General features: G+C 40.1%; 15 protein-coding genes, 1 other RNA gene and 1 pseudogene. All 17 read left to right on the forward strand.

Annotated features, from left to right (window positions below; translation table 11 throughout):
• Positions 1–118: 118 nt before the first annotated feature.
• The 17 genes and pseudogenes from recJ (at position 119) to DWV85_RS00915 (ending at position 22,603) form a co-directional block, all read left to right on the forward strand.
• Positions 119–2,101, forward strand: a complete 1,983-nt coding sequence (gene recJ / locus DWV85_RS00835; RefSeq protein WP_123137824.1) for a single-stranded-DNA-specific exonuclease RecJ — start codon at positions 119–121, stop codon at positions 2,099–2,101.
• Between the two features lie 11 nt (positions 2,102–2,112).
• Positions 2,113–4,353 carry a bifunctional (p)ppGpp synthetase/guanosine-3',5'-bis(diphosphate) 3'-pyrophosphohydrolase gene (locus DWV85_RS00840; RefSeq protein WP_004696424.1) on the forward strand — a complete coding sequence of 747 codons (2,241 nt, stop codon included), beginning with the start codon at positions 2,113–2,115 and terminating at the stop codon, positions 4,351–4,353.
• The gene (locus DWV85_RS00845; RefSeq protein ID WP_123137825.1) at positions 4,353–4,988 is read left to right on the forward strand and encodes an MBL fold metallo-hydrolase; all 636 of its coding nucleotides are present in this window, start codon (positions 4,353–4,355) and stop codon (positions 4,986–4,988) included. Before DWV85_RS00840 ends, DWV85_RS00845 begins: the two co-directional genes overlap by 1 nt.
• Positions 4,989–5,029: 41 nt before the next feature.
• On the forward strand, positions 5,030–5,518 hold the full coding sequence (locus DWV85_RS00850) for a Fur family transcriptional regulator (protein WP_004696420.1): 489 nt from the start codon (positions 5,030–5,032) through the stop codon (positions 5,516–5,518).
• Entirely contained in the window at positions 5,511–6,938 is a 1,428-nt protein-coding gene (gene hemZ, locus DWV85_RS00855) for a coproporphyrinogen dehydrogenase HemZ (RefSeq protein ID WP_123137826.1), read from the forward strand. Before DWV85_RS00850 ends, hemZ begins: the two co-directional genes overlap by 8 nt.
• Positions 6,938–8,191 (forward strand): annotated as a pseudogene (gene hisS, locus DWV85_RS00860) (histidine--tRNA ligase); the annotation flags it as partial. The gene hemZ and the pseudogene hisS, both read left to right, overlap by 1 nt.
• A 212-nt stretch (positions 8,192–8,403) precedes the next feature.
• Positions 8,404–10,209: an aspartate--tRNA ligase gene (gene aspS, locus DWV85_RS00865; protein ID WP_008601374.1), complete on the forward strand. Its 1,806-nt coding sequence runs from the start codon at positions 8,404–8,406 to the stop codon at positions 10,207–10,209.
• A gap of 80 nt (positions 10,210–10,289) precedes the next feature.
• A non-coding RNA gene (gene ssrS / locus DWV85_RS00870) (6S RNA) lies at positions 10,290–10,461 on the forward strand.
• A gap of 252 nt (positions 10,462–10,713) precedes the next feature.
• Entirely contained in the window at positions 10,714–12,015 is a 1,302-nt protein-coding gene (locus DWV85_RS00875) for a replication-associated recombination protein A (RefSeq protein WP_024061969.1), read from the forward strand.
• A gap of 82 nt (positions 12,016–12,097) precedes the next feature.
• On the forward strand, positions 12,098–14,842 hold the full coding sequence (locus DWV85_RS00880) for a DNA translocase FtsK (RefSeq protein WP_123137827.1): 2,745 nt from the start codon (positions 12,098–12,100) through the stop codon (positions 14,840–14,842).
• 50 nt (positions 14,843–14,892) lie between these two features.
• The gene (locus tag DWV85_RS00885; protein WP_004698676.1) at positions 14,893–15,345 is read left to right on the forward strand and encodes a helix-turn-helix domain-containing protein; all 453 of its coding nucleotides are present in this window, start codon (positions 14,893–14,895) and stop codon (positions 15,343–15,345) included.
• Positions 15,346–15,384: 39 nt separating this feature from the next.
• Entirely contained in the window at positions 15,385–17,331 is a 1,947-nt protein-coding gene (locus tag DWV85_RS00890) for a YgiQ family radical SAM protein (protein ID WP_105086650.1), read from the forward strand.
• Between the two features lie 56 nt (positions 17,332–17,387).
• Positions 17,388–18,425, forward strand: coding sequence for an extracellular solute-binding protein (locus DWV85_RS00895; RefSeq protein ID WP_101928404.1), 1,038 nt, complete (start codon positions 17,388–17,390; stop codon positions 18,423–18,425).
• A gap of 55 nt (positions 18,426–18,480) precedes the next feature.
• The gene (gene rimO, locus DWV85_RS00900; protein WP_123137828.1) at positions 18,481–19,827 is read left to right on the forward strand and encodes a 30S ribosomal protein S12 methylthiotransferase RimO; all 1,347 of its coding nucleotides are present in this window, start codon (positions 18,481–18,483) and stop codon (positions 19,825–19,827) included.
• Positions 19,828–19,864: 37 nt separating this feature from the next.
• Entirely contained in the window at positions 19,865–21,112 is a 1,248-nt protein-coding gene (locus DWV85_RS00905; RefSeq protein WP_123137829.1) for a competence/damage-inducible protein A, read from the forward strand.
• A gap of 4 nt (positions 21,113–21,116) precedes the next feature.
• On the forward strand, positions 21,117–22,157 hold the full coding sequence (gene recA / locus DWV85_RS00910) for a recombinase RecA (RefSeq protein WP_004696404.1): 1,041 nt from the start codon (positions 21,117–21,119) through the stop codon (positions 22,155–22,157).
• Positions 22,158–22,159: 2 nt separating this feature from the next.
• On the forward strand, positions 22,160–22,603 hold the full coding sequence (locus tag DWV85_RS00915; protein WP_123137830.1) for a regulatory protein RecX: 444 nt from the start codon (positions 22,160–22,162) through the stop codon (positions 22,601–22,603).
• Positions 22,604–22,657 lie beyond the last annotated feature (54 nt).

Below are 22,657 nucleotides of genomic sequence, written 5' to 3' on the forward strand. Positions count from 1 at the left end.
GAATAAAATATATAAAATAGTTTATTTTATTTGCATTTTAAGGTATAATAAATAAAAATGATAATGATAATACGTTGAATTCAAGAATAATATTGATTATAAACTACTGAGGGATATGATGATTAAGAAAAAACGTTGGCGCCTTTGTAAAGGTGATCAAGAGAAAGAGAATATCTTAATCCGTGAACTTGGTGTAAACCCTATTGTGGCTAAATTAATGGTGAATCGTCACATTGATGTAGACGAAGGTCGTCAGTTTTTACAAGGTACTTTGTCAGATTTGTTAGATCCATTTACATTAAAAGATATGGATGTGGCTGTTTCACTAGTTCTGGAAACAATTGAAAGTCACAAACCAATCGTCATTTATGGTGATTATGATGTAGATGGTATTACTGCAACATCAGTACTTTATCGATTTTTAAAGAAATTAGGTGCCGATGTTACCTATTACATACCAGAACGTCAAAGTGAAGGGTATGGCCTCAATTTAGAGGCTTTAGAGCACCTTATTGAACGGGGAACGGCTTTAGTCATTACTGTAGACTGCGGCATTAGTTCTTACGATATTGTAGAGGCTGTACGAGACCGCATCGATATGATTATTACGGATCACCATACGGCGCCTGATATGATTCCACGAGCCAAGGCCGTTATAAATCATAAGCAAAAGGATTGTCCATATAAGGATAAAAACTTATCTGGAGTAGGTGTTGCTTTTAAGTTATGCCAAGCCTTGTGGCTTACAAAGCACGGAGAATGGTACTTAGATGATTTAGATATCGTTGCACTTGGCACTGTGGCAGATGTAGTGCCTTTGGTCGGTGAGAACCGTATCATTGTAAAATCAGGCCTTGAGAAGATGAATAGGGAACCTAACTTGGGGATTAAAAAGCTTATTGATGTAGCTGGGCTTCATGAACGAACTATTACATCTGGACATATTGGTTTTACCTTAGCACCTCGTCTTAATGCAGCGGGTCGCGTAACGCATGCAACACGTGCAGTTGAATTACTTGTGACCGATGACGAGGATATAGTAGAGGCAATTGCGGAGGAACTAAACGAAACGAACCGTGAACGACAAGAGTTAGAACGAAATATTCATGAGTTGGCTCGTGTTGATGTAGCTAATCAAGGACATAAAGCTGATTATGTAACTATTGTGGCCGGCGAAGAGTGGCATCCAGGAGTCATTGGTATTGTTGCTTCTCGTCTAGTAGAGGAGTTTTACAAACCAACCTTAGTCATCAGTATTCATGATGGCGTTGGTAAAGGCTCGTGCCGTAGTATAGATGGCTTTAACATATATGATGCATTAAAATCTTGTGAGGATATCTTGCTACAGTTTGGCGGGCATGCTGCGGCAGCAGGCTTTAGCATCGATGCAAATCGTATTGATGAGTTACGAGAACGGTTAACCAAGTATTGCAAAGCAGTTATTACAGAAGAGGAATATATTCCTGTGGTTGCTATTGATGCGGAACTACCTGTTGATGATATCGATGTCGATATCATTGACCGCGTATCAGACCTTGAACCTTATGGGATGGCCAATAGCACGCCAGTCTTTGCTATTATGGAAGCTACCGTGCAAGATATTATGCTCATGGGCCAATTAAAAAATCATTGTAAGATAATATTTGAAACTTCGAATGGTACATTAGATGCTATAGCTTGGAATCGTCCAGACTTATTTAAATCTATCTTTGTGGGAACTGTGGTAAAAGTGGCATTTTCCTTGCAAAAGAATGAATGGCAAGGTATGGTTTCTCCTCAGCTCATGATTCAAGCTATTGAACCATTGACTGAAGAGCCGATTAAGCTTTCTACAGAAGGGCTTAGACAAATGTATGTCATAATAAAACAGTCCATGCGAGGTTGTAGTCAATCGGTTTATAATGTAGAACAAGATATATTGCGCCGTAAGCCGGCAGATCAGAATAATCGCAGTGCTCTAACATCTATTGATGTATTTAAAGAATTGGGCATTGTTGAAGCATATACAAGTGATGATGGTCAATTAATGCTTAGATGGAACGCCATTGAAGGAAAATTAGATCTTGTCACATCCGTAACATTCCTTACTTATAGTGTATAGGAGGTGACATCATGACAACTGTAAATGAAGAAGGCAAAGCTTTGGTGGAACAAAGTACATTTGATAAAAGTAAAGCCTTAGCCGAGTTTATGGAGTATATCCATACGTATTTAACAGATGATGAGTGTGACCAAGTATTGAAAGCTTTTGAGCTTGCTGATAAGGCTCATGAAGGTCAGTTTAGAGCTTCCGGTGAACCGTATATCATGCATCCTCTAGCTGTAGCTGATATTTTGGCACATTTACAAATCGACCATATTACACTCATGGCAGCTCTTATGCATGATGTGGTTGAAGATACATCTTACTCGAAGGAAGACCTAGAGGAGATGTTTGGCTCTGAAGTAGCATTCCTCGTTGATGGGGTAACAAAATTAAACCAATTCCAGTATGAAACAAAAGAAGATCGCCAAATGGAAAACTATCGAAAGATGATTTTAGCTATGGCGAAGGACGTACGTGTCGTAGTTATTAAATTGGGTGATCGCTTACATAATATGCGCACCTTAAAGCATATGCGTAGTGACAAACAAAAACGTATTGCTAAGGAAACCCTAGAAATCTTTGCACCTTTGGCACATCGTCTTGGTATCTTCAATGTGAAATGGGAGTTGGAAGATTTATCCTTCCGTTATTTAGAGCCGGAAAAATACTATGATCTAGTCGATCAAATGAAACAAAAACGCCAAGTCCGGGAAGACATTGTTAATGATACGATGAGGCAACTTACAAAGGCCTTAAGTGAAGCCCATATTAAGGCGGATATCAAAGGTCGTCCAAAACACTTCTACAGTATTTATAAGAAGATGAAAAAGGACAATCGTGATTTATCCCAAATTTATGATTTGCTTGCCGTTCGTGTAATTGTTGATAGCATTCCTGATTGTTATGCAGTACTTGGCATTGCACATAGCTTGTGGAAGCCATTGCCTTATCGCTTCAAAGATTATATTTCCATGCCGAAGTCTAATATGTATCAATCCTTGCATACAACCGTTATCGGCACGATGGGGCAACCGGTAGAGATTCAAATCCGTACTTGGGAAATGCACCGTGTATCTGAATATGGTGTGGCTGCTCACTGGCGATATAAAGAAGGAAATAAAAACGGCGATAAAGAATTTGATCAAAAGGTTGCATGGCTGCGCCAGGTTCTTGAATGGCAAGATACTAGTAATCCAACGGAACTCGTTAATGCTTTGAAATTAGACGTTTTCTCTGGTGAGGTATTTGTATTTACGCCAAAGGGTGACGTTGTTAAGTTGCCAATAGGCTCTGTACCGCTTGACTTTGCCTATCGAGTTCATACCGATGTAGGTCATCATTGTGTTGGTGCTAAGGTAAACGGCAAAATTGTGCCGTTGGATTATACCTTGCAAAATGGTGATATTGTTGATATCATCACATCCAAAACAGGTCGTCCTAGCCTTGATTGGTTGAATATCGTAGGTTCTTCTGAAAGTAAGAGTAAAATTCGCAATTGGTTCAAGCGTGAAAATAAAGCTGAAAATATTGAAAAAGGCTTAGAAGCTCTTGAAAAAGAAGCGAAACGATTGAATCATAATTGGAAAGAATTATGTGCAGACAACCGTTTACAACATGTAACGAAACAACTTAAAGCCGGTACAGAAGAGGAAATGTTTGCAGCCTGTGGCTATGGCGGCATTCCTGTAAGCACGGTTCTCTTGCGTTTAATTGAACTTTATAAAAAGTCTAAAGAGGTAGAGGAATCTAAGCGCAGTACAGAGCAAATTATTGAGAAGTTAAAATCTCAAGGACAAAAGAAAACTAAAAATGGCACTGGTGTTCTCGTAAAAGGTGAAGCTGGTGTGATGGTGCGTATGGCAAAATGCTGTAATCCTGTACCTGGTGATGATATTATAGGTTACATAACCCGTGGTCGTGGCGTTTCTATTCACCGCTGTGATTGCCCTAGCATGGGCCATTCTCCTGAAGACTTAGAGCGGATGATAGAAGTCTCTTGGGACGGTTCTTCTGGCGAATCTTTCCACGTAGGCATTGATATTCAAGCTTATGATCGAGCGGGTATTCTCATGGAGGTTATGGCGGTGCTTTCAGAATTGAAAATCACCATTACTAACATCAATGCTAAGGTTCAAGAAGATACAAAAAATGTAAGCATCAATTTGGTGGTTGATATCCGGGATATTTCGCAACTAGATTTCGTAATGACTAAATTGCGTCGTATTCGTGAAGTGTATACTGTTCAACGTAGTAAAGGAGGGGCTTAATGAGCGAACAACAATTAGTGCTTATGCGCATGCCTTTAGGTCCACTAGGAACAAATTGCTATGTTATCGGTGATAAAGCGATAGGTGAAGCTTTCATTATCGATCCTGCAACAGCTGAAGTACTAGATGCGCTAAAAAAACATGACTTAAAGCCGAAGGCGGTTGTACTGACACATGGACATGGAGATCATATTGGTGGCATTCAAGAAATTGTAAACACCTATCATGTGCCTGTATATATTCATAAAGGCGATGTACCGTATTTATCTGATCCTGAACTTAATCTTAGTGCTTATAGCAATCCAACGCCAATTAAGGTAAAAGCGGAAATCATCGAGGTTAAACAAGGTGATCACATTACATGTGGTGATATCGATCTTGAGGTGCTTGAAACACCAGGTCATACGCCAGGAGGGGTGTGTTATTATATGGAAGGTCTTGTATTTGTAGGGGATACTCTATTCAGAGATTCCGTAGGCCGTACAGATTTTCCAAATGGTTCTTATGAGACCCTGATATCATCTATTAAGACTCAGCTATATAGATTGCCTGATAATACAATGGTTTATCCTGGTCATGGACCGGAAACAAATATAAGGTATGAAAAACAATACAACCCATTCGTTGGTCAGTAGGTTTAAACGAATTATTTTTTACAGTCGGGGGAAAATTTATTATGAACACAACATTAGAAAAATTAAAAGAACGCATTAAAGACAAAAAGTACAAATTGACAACTCAACGTCAAACAATCTTACAAGCATTCATTGATGCTGATGAAAATCACTTGAGTGCTGAAGATGTATATGTTCTTGTAAAAGAAGTAGCACCTGATATCGGGTTAGCAACAATTTACAGAACTCTTGATCTCTTCACAGAACTTGATTTGTTAAAACGTCTTGATTTTGGTGATGGTCGTAATCGCTATGAATTAAATGACGAAGAGTTCGCTCATTTCCATCATCATTTGATTTGCGTAAAATGTGGTAAAGTATCCGAGTTTGAAGACGACATGCTTGAAACATTGGAGTCTATTATCGCTAAGAAATTAAACTTCCGTACCATTGATCATCAATTGAAAGTATATGGTTACTGTAGCGATTGCCAAAATCATATGACTGAAGCAGAATTAGAAAAGCTTGAGCGTATGTCCCATCATGGTTAATGGATATCTATATACGGGTCCATTACCACTTGGCTCCGTAGTAGCTCATAACTGTGGCGCGGCGGGACTCTTTTCTGATAAGGTACATCCAGAGGTTATCCTTGAAGCACATGAAGTGGAAGGGCTGTACACATTAACTGTTACTATTGGTGAGTCGGTTCAGATTTTTGAAGGACCGGTTTCCTCTATGGGGCGTCGTCAAATTGGACAAGCCTTGTTGCACTATTTGCGTGAATATCAAGGCTTACCTGCTGAGGCTCCGTGGGGAACCATGGTAGGTGTGCGCCCTACAAAACTACTACATAAATATATAGATACATATGGCTCTGTCCACGCAGCAACTCGTCACATTCGGGACGAGTTTTCTGTGTCTATGGAAAAGCTTGCTACTTTGGGGGCCATTGGCGAGTATCAACGTCCATTTCTATCTGATACAGATGATAAAAAGGTAAGCCTCTATTGTGGTATTCCTTTCTGTGACACGCGTTGCGTATATTGCTCGTTTCCATATGGTCTCTATCAGGATTATGCTGGTAAAAGTCAATTCCTAAGGGCTTTAACCCGTGATATAGAAGATATGAAAGCTATTGTCCAATCTTATAATTTAACCGTAAATACCCTCTATATGGGCGGTGGTACTCCGACAGTGCTAAAGGATGAAGACTTTCACCAGGTTCTAAAACAGTTGTTTCTACTCGTACCAGAAGGTCATGAATTTACTGTAGAGGCAGGACGACCTGATTCTGTTAATCCTACAAAGCTACGTTCCATGCTTGAGCTAGGTGTGAATCGTATTAGCATTAACCCGCAAACGATGCAAGATGATATTTTGCGTCGTATTGGGCGCGGTCATAGCGTACGGGATGTTGATGAACTTTTACAATATGTAAAAAACAATACATCATTAGCCGTAAATATGGATTTTATTGCAGGCTTGCCTAACCAAACAATGCCAAATATGATAGAGAATATGGATTATGTATGTCAAAATCTGCCGGAAAATGTTACAATTCATACGTTAGCATTAAAACGTGGTAGCCCGTTGTACGATTTACATATGGAAGATGATATTCCTGAAGAACATCTTGTGGCGGAAATGGTACAATATGGTAAAGAGCGTCTTGAAGCGGCCGGTTATGTGCCATATTATTTATATCGCCAACAATATATGAGAGGGCAGTTAGAGAATATTGGCTATACCTTGCCTGGCAAAGCGTGTGAATATAATATCCAGATTATGGAAGAACGGCAGAGTATTCTATCTATGGGGCCCGGCAGTTCATCCAAGTGGATGCGCGCCCCTGAATATCGTCAACTTAAACAGCATATGCCAAAAGACGTAGATGTTTATCACGAAACGATAGATGCACTTTTAGAGAAACGACATAGAATTTGTGAAAGATTTTGGGAGGTTGTGTAATGGCTATAAGAAAACCAAGAGGTACACAAGACTTTTTGCCAGAACAGATGATACATTGGCATTATATTGAACAACGTATGCGCGAAATTTGTAAAGTATATGGGTTCAATGAAATTCGCACACCTGCCTTTGAAGAAACTAAATTATTCTTACGCGGTATCGGTGAGACTACAGATGTAGTACAAAAAGAGATGTACACCTTTACCACCGGTGATGACGGTGGTTCTAGCTTTACCTTACGCCCTGAAAATACGGCGTCTGCTGTGCGCGCATACTTAGAAAATAAAGTATATGGTAAAGAAGGTCTCACAAAATGGTATTACATGGGCCCTATGTTCCGTCATGATAAACCGCAAGCGGGTCGTTATCGTCAATTCCACCAATTTGGTGCAGAGGTACTAGGTTCGCAATCTCCAGTGGTAGATAGTGAAGTTATCTGCATGGTTGTACAACTGTTAAAAGATTTTGGTCTTAAAGACCTCAATGTAGAGGTGAACTCCGTAGGTTGTCCAACATGTCGCCCTGTATACCGCGAAAAATTAATTGCCTTCTTTGAACCTAAAAAGGAACAATTATGTAGCGATTGCCAAGAACGGTTGTACAAAAATCCTTTGCGTATACTGGATTGTAAAAATGAAACATGTAAATCCTTGTCCGTAGGTGCTCCTGAAATTCACGAACATTTATGTGAAGAGTGTCATGATCATTTTGAAGAATTGAAAACCTATTTAACTGCAGCTAATGTGCAATATACTTTAAATCCTCGTCTCGTACGTGGCCTTGATTACTATACAAAGACAGCCTTTGAGGTACAATATACTCCTTTAGGTGCTCAAAGTGCTGTAGCCGGTGGTGGCCGTTACGATGGTCTCGTAGAAGAGCTCGATGGACCTCATACTCCAGCTATCGGTTTTGCTATGGGCATGGAGCGTTTACTATTAGCTCTTGAAAAACAAAACTTATTGCTTGAGCCAACTGTAGAACCATCTGTATTCGTAGTCGCTCTTGGTGATGCGGCTAAGGTAGAGGCTTTCAAAATTTGCCAAGCCTTACATGATGAATATATTACCGTTGAAATGGACGGGCAGGGCAAGAGTATGAAGGCACAATTAAAATACGCTAACAAAATTAATGCGAAATATGTTATTATATTGGGTGATGATGAATTGGCTCGTAAAGAAGCCATAATTCGATTCATGGATACTAGTGAACAAAAGATAATAAAGTTGAATAATGTGATAACATTTATTAAGGAACAAATTAATGATCTTAATATAAAAAGATTAATTCAATCAAATTATGAGCGTCCTAAATATTATAAAGAATGTTTAGACACATCTGTTGACAAATTACTTAAACAACCAGAACATATAATTAAATTAATAGAGCTTTTAGCGCTTTCAAAAATTTATAAAGATAAGTCATTAGATAAAGATACAATTGATTAGAAAGGATGACAATTAGAATGGAAACAATGCAAGGCTTACACCGTACGCACGGTTGTGGCACCATCTCTGAACAAGAGGTAGGTAAAGAGGTCGTATTATGTGGATGGGTTGAACGCCGTCGTGACCATGGTGGTTTGATTTTCTTGGATTTACGCGATCGTTCTGGTGTAGTACAAGTAGTGGCATCCCCAGATCATAACGTAGAATCGTTCCACAAAGCAGAGGATGTTCGTAATGAATATGTGCTTTGTGTACGTGGTAAGATTACAAAACGTGATGAGGCTGCTATTAATCCAAACCTTCCTACAGGTGCATACGAAATGTTCTGTGAAGAGTTGCGCGTATTGAACTCTGCTAAAACTCCGCCTTTCTATATCCAAGATGATATCGATGTAGATGAAAATATTCGCTTGAAATATCGTTACCTTGACTTACGTCGTCCAGAAATGCAACGCAACTTGATTTTGCGTCACAAAGTAACGAAAGCAATGCGCGACTTCTTCGATAGCCGCGATTTCTTGGAAATTGAAACGCCAATGCTTACTAAATCTACACCAGAAGGCGCTCGTGACTATCTAGTGCCGTCCCGTGTAAATGCTGGTACATTCTATGCGTTGCCACAATCTCCACAAATTTTCAAACAAATCTTGATGGTTGCTGGTTACGAAAAATATTTCCAAATCGTTCGTTGCTTCCGCGATGAAGATTTGCGCGCAGACCGTCAACCTGAGTTCACTCAGCTCGACTTAGAAATGTCCTTCGTTGATGAAGAAGATATTTATGCATTGCTTGAAGAGATGATTGCTCATGTATTTAAAACTGCATTAGGTAAAGAAATTTCTTTGCCTATGCCTCGTATTACATGGGACGAAGCAATGGATAAATACGGTTCTGATAAGCCTGACCTTCGTTTTGATATGGCCTTTACTGATGTAACTGATCTTGTAAAAGATACAGAATTCAAAGTATTCCGTTCTGTTATCGATAATGGTGGTGTAGTTAAAGGTATCGTTGTACCTGGTGACGCTGGCATTCCTCGCCGTGAACTTGACGACCTTGTTGAATATGTAAATCGTTACGGCGCCAAAGGCCTTGCGTGGGCTTGCTTCAACGAAGATGGTTCTATCAAGTCTCAAATCATGAAGTTCTTAGGTGAAGATACAATTCGCAATATCGGTGAAAAAATGGGCGCTAAAGGTGGCGACCTCGTATTGATGATTGCTGATAAACCTGCAACTGTGGCACGTGCATTAGGCGAATTACGCCTTGAAATGGCACGTCGTATGAACATGATTGACCAAGATAAATTGGCATTCACATGGGTAACTGATTTCCCTATGTTCGAATATAACGAAGATGAAAAACGTTATGTTGCAATGCACCATCCGTTCACAATGCCACGCCATGCGGATCTTGATAAATTAGAATCCGATCCTGGCAGTGTAAAAGCGATTGCTTACGATATGGTATTGAATGGCGTAGAAATCGGTGGCGGTTCCTTGCGTATCTACCAAGCTGACGTACAAGAAAAAGTATTCAAAGCAATTGGTTTGTCCATTGAAGAAGCAAGATCCAAATTCGGCTTCATGCTTGATGCATTCCAATATGGTGCACCTCCTCATGCAGGTTGTGCATTTGGCTTAGATCGTCTTGTTATGTTGATGGCAAAACGTCAATCTATCCGCGACGTAATTGCATTCCCTAAAACTCAATCTGCTTCTGATATCATGAGCCAAGCTCCATCTGAAGTAGAACCAAAGCAATTAAAAGAGTTGCATATTAAACCAGATGTAGAAGAAGAACAAGAGCAATCTTTAGTGTAAAAACATAGGCAAGAATTGATTAAAATCGAAATGTCAAGACTTGTTAATTGCTAATCTTTCTGATACTATTTAAGTATAAGATATCCCTGCCATGTGCGTGTGATATCGCAGTTTTGAGCCAACACATTTACTTTGGGAGTCTGAACTCTCGTCTGAACGTTACGCCCTTACGGGACAACTGCAGGATGAGGAGGACACCCACCTGCCCTTGCAGGATCAAAACGCGGTACATTACGGCATGGTGGGGCTTTTTTGCGTGTAAAAATAGACTGAAATATCATATACTATAAATATATCTTTGGTAAGAATTTAAACTATTTAAAATCTTAAGAGTCCTAAATGTCATAAATGTCATAAATGTTATAAATGTCTTGCCAATATTATCAGTGTTACCGAGTTACTGATGTTATTAGGCTTTTATGACGGGACAGTAATTTTTTTGGATTGAATAGTTATAGATATGAAAATACGACAGTTAAACTGAGTGCGAATTGAGGTGATAGAATGGATAGTTTGTTTGATATGACACCTACAAATACATACGAGCCGCTTCCTGTACGAATGCGTCCTACTAAACTAGATCATTTATATGGTCAAGAGAAGGCCGTAGGCAAGGGGACTTTCTTGAGAGCTATGGTAGAGAAGGATACAATACCATCTATGCTTTTTTATGGGCCTTGTGGAACGGGCAAGACTACATTAGCTGGCATTATAGCTAAGGTGAGTAATAGCCATTTTGTAAACCTGAATGCTACTAACGCCGGTATTGGTGAGTTGCGCACCATCATTGAAGACGCGCGCAAACGAGTTCGTTCTTTACAGCAACGCACAATTCTATTCCTCGATGAAATTCATCGTTTTAATAAAAGCCAACAAGATGTGTTGTTACCCTGTGTAGAGGATGGCACTATTATCCTTATTGGTGCTACAACAGAGAATCCATTCTTTGAGGTTAATAGACCGTTATTATCTCGTTTGCGTCTTATTACATTAGAAGCACTTACACCAAAGGCTATTGGTCAAATTTTACGTCGCGCCATTACCGATGAAGAAGTGGGATTAGGTAAACGCCATCTACAGGTAACGGATGAAGTTCTGGAAGATGTGGGGATTTTCGTCAATGGTGATGGCCGCATGGCCCTTAATATTCTTGAACAAGCTGCAGCTATGGTTCCCGATGAGGGAACGATTACTATTGAGGTTCTTGAAAAGGTCGTAGGTCGTCGTATATATACATATGATAAAAAAGGAGACAGTCATTACGATACAATTTCAGCTTTTATAAAAAGTATGCGTGGTTCTGACGTGCAGGCAACGGTACATTATTTAGCACGCATGATTGAAGCTGGAGAGGATCCTAATTTCATTGCTCGTCGTATTGTTATTTGTGCAGCAGAGGATGTAGGACTTGCGGACCCACAAGCTCTTATACTTGCCAATGCAGCGGCTCAAGCGGCTCATATGGTAGGTTTTCCGGAGGCGCGCATTATATTATCTGAGGCTGCGTGCTATGTTGCTCTCGCACCTAAAAGTAATTCTGCTTATGTAGCTATTGATGCCGCGATATCTGATGTGCGACATAAGGATTGTGGACAAGTACCGGATCATTTGAAAGATAGTCACTATAGCGGGGCTAGTAAATTAGGCCATGGGAAAGCTTATAAGTATGCTCATAATTATCCTAATGGATTTGTAAAACAGCAGTATTTACCAACGCCTCTAGTTGATGCAACCTACTATAAGGGCATAAAGAGAGGGACTGAGGAACAGTTACTTCACGACTGGGAGAAACGTTGTAAAAATTAACTTAATATTACGATATATGCTATAATATAATGATAAGTTAATTTACTGTAATGTTATATAAGTAAGGGGTTTGTATAGATTTATGGCAGAAGAAAATACTTCCACCAAAAGACGCAACACACGCCGTAAGCGAACAAGTACAAAACAGCAATCAAAGTCTCAAAGCTTTTCTTTGCGCAGCGAAGTGAAAGGCCTTATTGTCATTGCCTTTGCTGTGATTTCCTTTCTGGGCTTTTTCGGCTTTGAACTCGGCCTTGTAGGACAGATTTTAACAGGTATATTCCGTTATGGCTTTGGCCTGGGGGGGATTATTCCTTGTTTATGTGTTTTCTGGTTAGGTTGGAGATTATTATATAAGGATACATTTATTTCCATTACAAAACGAGGGGTTGTAATGACCTTGTTTTTCCTATTTTTGTTAGCTCTTGTTCCCTTGTGGCGCGTTCCTGAGGGGCAGGAACTCATTACTACACAACTAGCTAATCAAGGTGGTTTCGTAGGTGGTGCAATTGCTACATTCCTTCGTACACTATTAGGTAACCTAGGGGCTATTATTCTTGATGTATTCTTACTCATAGCTTTTGGATTACTGGTGACACGTTTGTCTTTGCGCAGTGGATTACAAAAGGCTGCGGACAAAACACAGGTTGGCCTTGATGTTGCAAAAGAGGTAGCTGCTGAGAAGGTTGCTGTTGCAAAAGAAGTCTTTGAAGATTGGAATGAACAACGTAAAGAAGCGGCAGAACAGCGTAAAGCTTATAACAGGGAAAAAGATACACGTTTTGCTGATGCAGCAGATCAAGCATTAGATGCATTGGAAAAACAAGGCATTGCTACAGGAAGAGACCTCTTTGACTCTACTACAGCTGTAGATGTTGATCCTATTGAAGATACAGTTACTACTATGGAGTCACAAAAAACTCCTACATCTTGGAAGGAATTGGCTGAGATAGAAGCACGTAATCGTGCGGCTGAGCAATTAGCTAATATATCTGAAGCATCTGGTGATACGAAGTCTTATGAAGCTGATGATTTTGAACAATTCTCTGATACACATAGAACTACGAGTGATGATTATGTATATGTTCCAGATGAGGACTATGCATATACACCAGATGAAGAGTATTCAGATGAGGTTGGAATTGTAGAAAACTCTGATGATGAAGAACCAGAATTCTCTTATCAAAATACAACAATAGGCCCATTAGAAACGAATCACGGTGCTATTGCCTCCGCTGTGCCAGGAACGGGTGCAGCTGCAAGCTCTGTAAGTGCTGGGGCCGGAATGGCAGGTATGGGTTTACAAGTACCGTCCATTATTAGTACTACAGAAGATACGGCGCAAGTAGCTGTATCTAAAGATGGACAGATTCATCGGTCCTATGATAGACCTTACCATTTCCCAAGCCTAGATATTTTGGCGAAAGGGAAGGGGAGTCAAAACAATGGTGAAGAAGTAGCACAAAATGCGATGATGCTTGAACATGTATTGAGTGACTTTGGTATTACGGCAAAGGTTGTTAATGCTACACAAGGACCAACTGTTACACGTTATGAAATTGAACCTGCACCAGGCGTGAAAGTGAGTCGTATCGTTAATTTAACAGATGATATTGCCCTCAATTTGGCAGCACAACATATTCGTATGGAGGCTCCGATTCCAGGGAAATCTGCCATCGGTATTGAGGTCCCTAATAAAACGACAGAAGCCGTTCATTTACGCGATGTACTTGATTGCAGTGACTTTAAAGATGCTCGTGGAGGTATTCCTGTCGGCCTTGGTAAGGATATTGCAGGAAAGCCTGTTATTACAGACCTTGCGAAGATGCCTCACTTGCTCGTAGCTGGTACAACTGGCTCTGGTAAATCCGTATGTGTAAATACATTAATTTCTAGTATTCTCTTTAGCCGCAAACCGGAAGAGGTTAAGTTATTATTAATCGACCCTAAGATGGTTGAATTGTCTATTTACAATGGGATCCCGCACTTGATGGCTCCAGTTGTAACGGATATGAAAAAAGCAGCAGCTGTATTGCGTTGGGCCGTTCGTGAAATGGAGGCTCGTTATAAGGCGTTTGCTGCATCTGGTAAACGCGATATCAAGAGCTATAATGAAGCGCATCCTAAGGCTGCAATGCCACTAATCGTGTTGATTATTGACGAGTTAGCTGACCTTATGATGACGGCTCCTGATGATATTGAAGAATCTATTAGTCGTTTAGCACAAATGGCTCGTGCCGCAGGTATTCACATGGTTCTTGCTACACAACGGCCATCTGTTAACGTTATTACCGGTTCTATTAAGGCCAATGTACCAAGCCGTATTTCCTTTGCTGTAGGCTCTCAAATTGACTCCCGTACCATTCTTGATATGGCAGGAGCAGAGAAATTATTGGGTAAAGGGGATATGTTATTTGCTCCGATTGGTGCTAATAAACCTATTCGTGTACAAGGGGCCTTCATTTCTGATGATGAGGTAGAAAAACTTGTAGAGTTTGTGAAAGCTCAACGAGAACCAGAATATGATAATACGGTAACTCAAGAAGTGGAAAAGGAAGCTGAAAAAGAATCTTCTGATGCTAATGATGTTTACCGCGATGAATTATTAGAGCGAGCTGTCAATCTCGTTATGGAATCTGGTCAAGCTTCCGTATCGATGTTGCAACGTCGTTTCCGTATAGGTTACACCCGTGCGGCACGTCTTGTAGATACAATGGAAGACCTCAAAATCGTTGGCCCTAGCATGGGCAGTAAGGCTCGAGAAATTTTAATGAGCCCTGAACAAGCTAAGGCTAGATATTTCTCCGACTCTAATGATGAGCAATAGTGAGCTAATGACTATATGATGAATATTACGTAGATTTAGAAAGGAACAAAATGGCTGAATTAGGCGAAGAATTACGACGTGAACGGGTAAGACGTAATCTAACCTTTAAGGATGTAGAGCAAGTACTGCACATTAAAACAACCTATTTAGAGGCTATCGAAGATGGCAATTATGATATTATTCCTGGTCAAGTCTACGTAAAAGGTTTTATTCGAAACTATGGTAACTACTTAGATCTTGATGGGGATCGCTTGGTAAAAGTATATCAGGGCCAAGTAGGGGACATAGATACCTTTTCTTTACGTTCTGTTACAAGACGGAAGGCTCAAGCAACTCCTAATTTGGTACAAAGTGAGTTTGTTGAATACCAAACATCTAAAAAGCGTATGTCCTTAGAAACGCGTCAACGAAAACGTCAACGCTCTATTGTACAAGAACGCATTATTTTAGGGATTATTTTAGTTTGTATGGCATTATTTTTACTATGGTTATTCCTGTTCTAGTATCTGATTAGGCATGATAGAAAGGCATTTACACAATCAATGGATAGATTTTTAGTAACAGAACCTTCGGATATGAAGGAACGTGGTTGGGCTGAATTAGATTTCGTTCTCATCAGTGGGGACGCTTATGTGGACCATCCATCCTTTGCGCCTGCGGTTATCGGTAGATACTTGGAATCCAAAGGTTATCGTGTAGGCATTATAGATCAACCAGATTGGAATGATGTCGAGGCTTTCAAAAAACTAGGTAAACCACGTCTAGCATCCCTTGTTACGGCAGGAAATCTAGATTCAATGCTCAATAAATTTACGGCAGCAAAGAAAATTCGCCGTCAAGATGATTATTCTCCAGGTGGTGAATCAGGTCATCGTCCAGATCGTGCTACCTTGGTATATGCTAACCGCATGAAGGAGGCTTACAGTGATGTACCTCTTATCATTGGCGGTATAGAAGCGTCCTTGCGTCGCTTTGGTCATTATGACTATTGGTCAGATACGGTGCGTCGATCTATCTTAGTAGATTCTAAGGCCGATGTACTCGTCTATGGCATGGGAGAACTTCAAATCGTTGAACTAGCCGATGCCTTAGATCAAGGCCGATTTAAAGAGTCCTTGCCGTCGATCCGTGGTATTTGCTACATGGCAAAGGAGATTCCAACCATTGACTATGTAGAGTGCCCGTCTTATGAAGCTATTAAGGCGGATAAGATGGACTTTGCCGATGCATTTCGCATTCAATATGATGAACAAGATCCGTTCTATGGTCGTATTGTAGTCCAAAAACATGGTGATAGATATCTCATTCAGAACACGCCTGCCTTGCCATTGACGCAGGAGGAAATGGACGGTGTCTATAACTTGCCATATACTCGAAAGTGGCATCCTAAATATGATGATAAGGGTGGTGTGCCAGCATTAAGTGAAGTTCAATTTAGCCTTGTGAGCCAACGAGGTTGCTTTGGCAGTTGTTCTTTCTGTGCTATTACTAATCACCAAGGGCGTATCATTCAGAATCGTAGTCATGAGTCTTTGATTGAAGAGGCTCACATGATGATCAAGATGGACAACTTTAAAGGGTATATTCATGATGTAGGGGGCCCTACGGCAAACTTCCGCCATCTAGCTTGCGATAAACAAGCTGTTTATGGTGCGTGTAAAGGTCGTACTTGTGCGGCTCCAGAGCCTTGTGAAAACTTGAATACAAATCATGATGACTATATTGCTTTACTGCGTAAATTACGTAAACTAAAAGGTGTAAAAAAGGTATTTGTTCGTTCTGGTTTGCGTTATGACTATGTACTAGCCGATAACAATAAAGATTTTGTGCGGGAACTTTGCGAGTTTCACGTAAGTGGGCAGCTAAAGGTAGCTCCAGAACATGTATCTAAACGGGTTACCAATATGATGGGGAAAGCTGGTAAAGAAGAATTTCTAACCTTTAAGTCTTGGTTTGAAGAGGCAAATAAAAAGCTTGGTAAGAAACAATACTTAGTACCGTACTTTATGAGCTCTCATCCCGGTTGTGCCCTAGAGGATGCTATTGAATTAGCGGAATTTTTACGAGATCACCATATGTACCCAGAGCAAGTACAGGATTTTATTCCTACGCCGGGTAGCCTTTCTACTTGTATGTATTATACGGGTATTAATCCACTAGATGGAAAACCTGTATATGTTGCTAAAAAGGGTAGAGATAAAGCAAAACAGCGCGCATTGATGCAGTTTAAAAATATTGAAAACTATGACCTTGTTAAAGAGGCTCTCATAGAAGCCAATCGACGTGATTTAATTGGCTTTGGCCCAGAATGTTTAATTCCACCCCGACCAATTGGTGGAAATTCTAAGCGTATTAGCCAATCTAGTAAATCTCGTAATGGCAAACGAGGTTGCGAATCTAGGAATCGATGCCAGACTGGAAAAAGGCGTAGTAGAGATGTGACTAAAGTTCGTACATCTAATAAAAGTTTTGGTGGTCGTTACATGTAGGGAGTAGCTCTAGCTACTCTCATTTTAAGATACTTTATGTCTTATGGGAGGCATATATGAAACGATGGATTGCTCCGAGCATCTTAGCATTATTTGTGGTAGGAATGTTGATCTATGGCATAAACTTTTACCAACAAGAACAAATAGAACAGGCCAAAGAGCCTATTCGTGGTGAAATTATAGTCTATACGGACTTACCTAATACTTTGACAGCTATGCTTGCTGAGCGTTATGAAGAGGAACAAAAGGTAAAAGTCACTGTAATGCCTCTTACAGAGGAACAAATGTCACAACGGTCGGCTTCTACAGTGGCTGATACTTCTGGTGATTTGGTGCTAACTTCTGAAGATAATCTCGTAATTGGTGCCAATGCAGGTAAATATATGCCCATCGTCAATGAACGTATTGACGAGGTACGTGATAATCTAAAGGATCCAAATGGCTATTGGGTTGGTATTTGGTATGATCCCATCGTATTTGTTCAGAATGATACCTTCCATAATGGCATTGGTAAATATATTACTACATGGGATACATTGGGAAAACAAGGTGATTGGTCTATCGTTATGACCGATTTTGTAGCATCTCAGAATGCGGCCAATTTGCTATATAATATGGTAGAGTATAAAGGGGAACCAGAGGCTCTTGAATACTTATATAGTTTGAAGCCCCATGTGGTTCAACATGCTAAATTTTTGTCTACTCCAATACGCCTAACTGCGCTAGGGGAGACAAATATTGGTATTGGTAACTTGTCTGATGCGGCACAATATAGTCATCATGGGTATCCAATTAAGGTCATTTATCCTAAAGATGGTACGTCTTATTATGTGACTGGTGCTGCCGTTTTAAAAAATTCAAAACATAAAGCAGATAGTGTAGAGTTTATTAATTGGTTACTATCTTCTAAAACGGCGAAATATATGGTAGAAAAGAATTTTACTTATATATTTACAAATCCTGAGATGGATGAGCCAAAAGATTCTATGGGGCATGATTTAGTATTATGGCCTGTGAATGGTGGCTATACTCTAGAAGGTAAAAAGTTACTATTAAATCATTGGGTTAGCCAGGTACGATTCCGTAAGGACTAAGTCAGTTGTATAAATGAAATAAATAAAAAAGAATCTAGTGACGAAAGGATATAGAATGGGGAAAAAATTAGGATATGTTAGCCTAGGTTGTGCTAAAAATTTAGTAGATACAGAGGTAATGTTAGGCTTATTGAGAGATAATGGCTATTCGATTACAGAAGACTTAAGCGAAGCAGATCTTATCGTTGTAAATACCTGTACTTTTATTGAAAAAGCTAAGGCTGAGTCTATAAATACCATCCTTGAGGTTGCCCAATATAAGGAGGATGGTACTTGTAAGGGCCTTATCGTAGCAGGTTGTCTTAGCCAACAATATCAGGATGAATTATTCCAAGAAATTCCTGAAATTGATGCATTAATCGGTACCGGTGCATGGGATCAAGTTATGGTAGCCGTTGATGCTATTGAGCACGGCAATCGCAGTTGTATCATGGAAAATATTACGAATATCTATGATGAGCGCATGCCTCGTATTCAAACAACACCTCGTTATAGTGCATATGTAAAAATTGCAGAAGGCTGTAATAACGGGTGTACATTCTGTATTATTCCTAAGGTACGCGGTGCATTCCGCAGTCGTACTATCGAGTCTATTAAGGCTGAAGTGGAACGATTGGCTGCGACCGGGGTTAAGGAAGTTGTCCTTATCGCTCAAGATACAACGAACTATGGTATCGACCTTAATGCTGGTAAACCATTATTGACGACATTGTTAAAAGAATTAACAACTGTAGAAGGCATAGAATGGATTCGCATGCTATACCTATATCCGACATTTTTCTCTGATGAATTGTTAGATATTATCGTTAATGAGCCAAAGCTTTGTAAATATGTAGATATTCCATTGCAACATGTTAATAACGATATTTTAAAACAAATGAATCGCCGAGACGATCGCAATGATATTGAGCGCTTGCTTAAGAAGATTAGAAATGCACCGACTCATATTACATTGCGCACCTCTATCATCGTTGGATTTCCTGGTGAAACAGATGAACAATTTGAGGAACTTTGTGACTTTGTAAAAGAAATCAAATTCGATAATATGGGCGTATTTACGTATTCTCAAGAAGATGGTACACCAGCTGGTGCTCGTGAAGACCAAATACCAGAAGAGGTCAAAGAAGAGCGTTATCACGTTCTTATGTCCATCCAAGCTGCTATCTCTGAAGAGAATAATCGCAATTTAGAAGGTACCATTGATTATGCGATGGTAGAGGAAATCGAAGAAGGCGAGAATAACACCTTGCTTGCAAAAGGTCGATTGAAATCTCAAGCACCTGATGTAGATGGTAATATGTACATTGAAGACTGCGGTGAAGACATTCAACCTGGTGATATTCTTAAGGTACAAGTAGAGCAAGGCTTTGCTTATGATGTAGTAGCTACGGTTGTAGAATAATACACAGTTCGATACATTCGATTGTGGAGGTGATCTGATGATTGTAGAACTTATTTCTACAGGTTCAGAATTATTGCTAGGTGATACAGTAAATACGAATGTATCTTGGCTAGCACAAGAGTTAAATAAATTAGGATATACCATTGCCCATCAATCGGTGGTAGGTGATAATCCGAAACGAATGGCTGAAGTTTTTCAGCTCGCTAGTACAAGGGCTGATATCGTTATTAGTACTGGTGGGCTAGGACCTACGCAGGGCGACATTACACGTAATGTACTTGCCGATTCAATTGGCAGACCTATTGTGTTTAATCAAGAGGCCATGAACGAGCTTGAAAGGTTTTTTAAAAGTGTAAACCGTACTATACCCGATGCGAGTCGGCGAGAAGCACAATTACCAGAAGGGGCGAAAGTATTATATAACCCTGTTGGAGTTGCTCCAGGTGTCGTCGTTGAAGATGGCGACACTACGTACATACTTTTACCTGGACCTCCTGGAGAAATGAAGGGCATGTTCCAAGAGAGCGTAGTTCCTTATTTAAATGGCCGATTTGGTTCTCAAGGTGTTGTTACATCCTATCGTTATGGCGTATATGATATTCGTGAAATTGATTTAGAAAGCACCTTGATGGATCTAATTAAGAAGCAATCTAATCCGACCATAGCTTTGCTCATTAAAAAAGGCTACATTGAGGTTCGTATCACTGCTAAGGCTGAAACATTAGAAGCGGCACAAGACCTGCTTAATCCTTGGGATGCAATCATACGAGAACGCTTAGGCTCTCGCATAGGGCGCAACTTAACAATTTCTATGGAGGAAACATTAGGTCGAACCTTGTTAGAGGAACATAGTACTATTAGTACTGCTGAATCATGTACATCAGGATTGGTTGGTAAATTACTGACTAATGTCAGTGGCAGTAGTGAGTACTATATGGGTGGTGTCATTTCGTATAGTAATGATGTGAAACATCGTGTTTTAGGTGTACCACAAGATATGTTAGATGCGTATGGCGCTGTTAGTGAACAAGTGGCTAAGGCTATGGCAGAGGGGGCACGAACTGTTGGCCAAACAACATATGCCGTTTCTACGACAGGCATAGCTGGTCCTGGAGGTGGTACTCGAGAAAAGCCTGTTGGTCTTGTATGGTTTGGTGTTACTGGTCCATATGGCACAGTGGCCCATAAAGCTAATTTAATTGGCAATCGAGAAGATATTAGACAAAGTGCGGCAGAGCTAGCACTATACTATGTTTATACTTATATAACAGAAAAGGGGAAATAAAATAATGGCTGTAGATGGCAGACAAGCAGCGTTGGATAACGCGTTAAAACAAATTGAAAAAGATTTTGGTAAAGGTGCTATTATGCGTCTTGGTGAAGCGGCAGATCGCATGAATGTAGAGGTGATTTCCTCTGGTTCTCTTGCTATCGATATTGCTGTTGGTGTAGGTGGCTTCCCTCGTGGTCGTGTAATTGAAATCTACGGTCCAGAATCTTCTGGTAAAACAACAGTCGCTCTTCACGCTGTAGCAGAAGCTCAAAAACAAGGTGGTATTGCGGCATTTATTGATGCGGAACATGCGATGGATCCTGTATATGCTCGCAACTTGGGGGTAGACATCAATAATTTGTTGATTTCTCAACCAGATAATGGAGAACAAGCTCTAGAAATTACAGAAGCTCTTGTTCGCAGTGGTGCAGTAGATATTGTTGTAGTTGACTCCGTAGCGGCTTTGGTGCCTAAAGCGGAAATCGATGGCGAAATGGGCGATGCTCACGTAGGCTTACAAGCTCGTTTGATGAGTAAAGCTTTGCGCAAATTGACTGGTATCATCAGTAAATCCAAAACAGTTGTTATCTTCATCAACCAATTGCGTGAAAAAGTAGGTGTTATGTTCGGTAATCCTGAAACAACGACTGGTGGTCGTGCGTTGAAATTCTATTCTTCCGTGCGACTTGATGTTCGTAAAGGGGAATTAATTAAAGCAAACAACGAAAATGTTGGCGCTCGAACAAAAGTCAAAGTTGTCAAAAATAAGGTGGCACCTCCATTTAAGACAGCTGAATTTGATTTGATGTATGGCGAAGGTATTTCTAAAACTGGCACACTTATTGATATTGGTACAAATATGGAAATTATTAATAAATCTGGTGCTTGGTACTCCTATAATGGGGAACGTATGGGGCAAGGTAAGGAAGCGGCTAAACAATATTTGTTAGAGAATCCACAAATAGCTGATGAAATCGATCGCATTATTCGTGATACATTGGCTGTTGGCACTGAAGAAATCGATGTAATTGGTGAAGAAGTAACTGAAGAAGTATAATCATGAGTGACGAAACGATGCAAGCTGCTATGGATCAAGCGTATCGCTTCCTAGCTCAGCGCTTCCTTAGTTCTTATGAGCTGACGCAAAAAATGAGACGTAAACAATTCGAGGACCCTATCATTGAGAGGGTCCTTGAGCGCCTTAAAGATTATGATTACATTAATGATGAACGTTTATCTGAGCAGGTATTAGCCTATTTGATGAAAGAACAGAAATACGGTGTTTATATGATTAAGCAAAAAATGAAACTTCGAGGACTTGCGATTCCTCAAGAAATTTCTGCTTATGATGAGGTAAAAGCTGCTTATCGGGTGGTAGAAAAAAAATTTGGATCTATTCTCAATGAAGAGAAGACTCCTCGGGTAAAAGTTTTTAGTTTTCTCAAATACAGGGGGTTCTCAACAAGCACAATTCAAGTTGTATGCAATGATTTTTATGAATAAATTCTGCTTTTTGAGAGGCCTTGGTAGGCTTGTAAAATCTTGACAGAAAGGGCT

The sequence above is a fragment of the Veillonella sp. AF13-2 genome (assembly GCF_003603295.1).
Lineage (GTDB): Bacteria > Bacillota > Negativicutes > Veillonellales > Veillonellaceae > Veillonella > Veillonella parvula_E.

Coding starts and splice junctions, on each gene's coding strand:
- DWV85_RS00840 (WP_004696424.1), top strand. CDS start 2,113: ATGACAACTGTAAATGAAGAAGGCAAAGCTTTGGTGGAACAAAGTACA.
- DWV85_RS00845 (WP_123137825.1), top strand. CDS start 4,353: ATGAGCGAACAACAATTAGTGCTTATGCGCATGCCTTTAGGTCCACTA.
- rimO (WP_123137828.1), top strand. CDS start 18,481: ATGGGGAAAAAATTAGGATATGTTAGCCTAGGTTGTGCTAAAAATTTA.
- hemZ (WP_123137826.1), top strand. CDS start 5,511: ATGGTTAATGGATATCTATATACGGGTCCATTACCACTTGGCTCCGTA.
- recA (WP_004696404.1), top strand. CDS start 21,117: ATGGCTGTAGATGGCAGACAAGCAGCGTTGGATAACGCGTTAAAACAA.
- recJ (WP_123137824.1), top strand. CDS start 119: ATGATTAAGAAAAAACGTTGGCGCCTTTGTAAAGGTGATCAAGAGAAA.
- aspS (WP_008601374.1), top strand. CDS start 8,404: ATGGAAACAATGCAAGGCTTACACCGTACGCACGGTTGTGGCACCATC.
- DWV85_RS00895 (WP_101928404.1), top strand. CDS start 17,388: ATGAAACGATGGATTGCTCCGAGCATCTTAGCATTATTTGTGGTAGGA.
- DWV85_RS00850 (WP_004696420.1), top strand. CDS start 5,030: ATGAACACAACATTAGAAAAATTAAAAGAACGCATTAAAGACAAAAAG.
- DWV85_RS00885 (WP_004698676.1), top strand. CDS start 14,893: ATGGCTGAATTAGGCGAAGAATTACGACGTGAACGGGTAAGACGTAAT.
- DWV85_RS00905 (WP_123137829.1), top strand. CDS start 19,865: ATGATTGTAGAACTTATTTCTACAGGTTCAGAATTATTGCTAGGTGAT.
- DWV85_RS00890 (WP_105086650.1), top strand. CDS start 15,385: ATGGATAGATTTTTAGTAACAGAACCTTCGGATATGAAGGAACGTGGT.
- DWV85_RS00875 (WP_024061969.1), top strand. CDS start 10,714: ATGGATAGTTTGTTTGATATGACACCTACAAATACATACGAGCCGCTT.
- DWV85_RS00915 (WP_123137830.1), top strand. CDS start 22,160: ATGAGTGACGAAACGATGCAAGCTGCTATGGATCAAGCGTATCGCTTC.
- DWV85_RS00880 (WP_123137827.1), top strand. CDS start 12,098: ATGGCAGAAGAAAATACTTCCACCAAAAGACGCAACACACGCCGTAAG.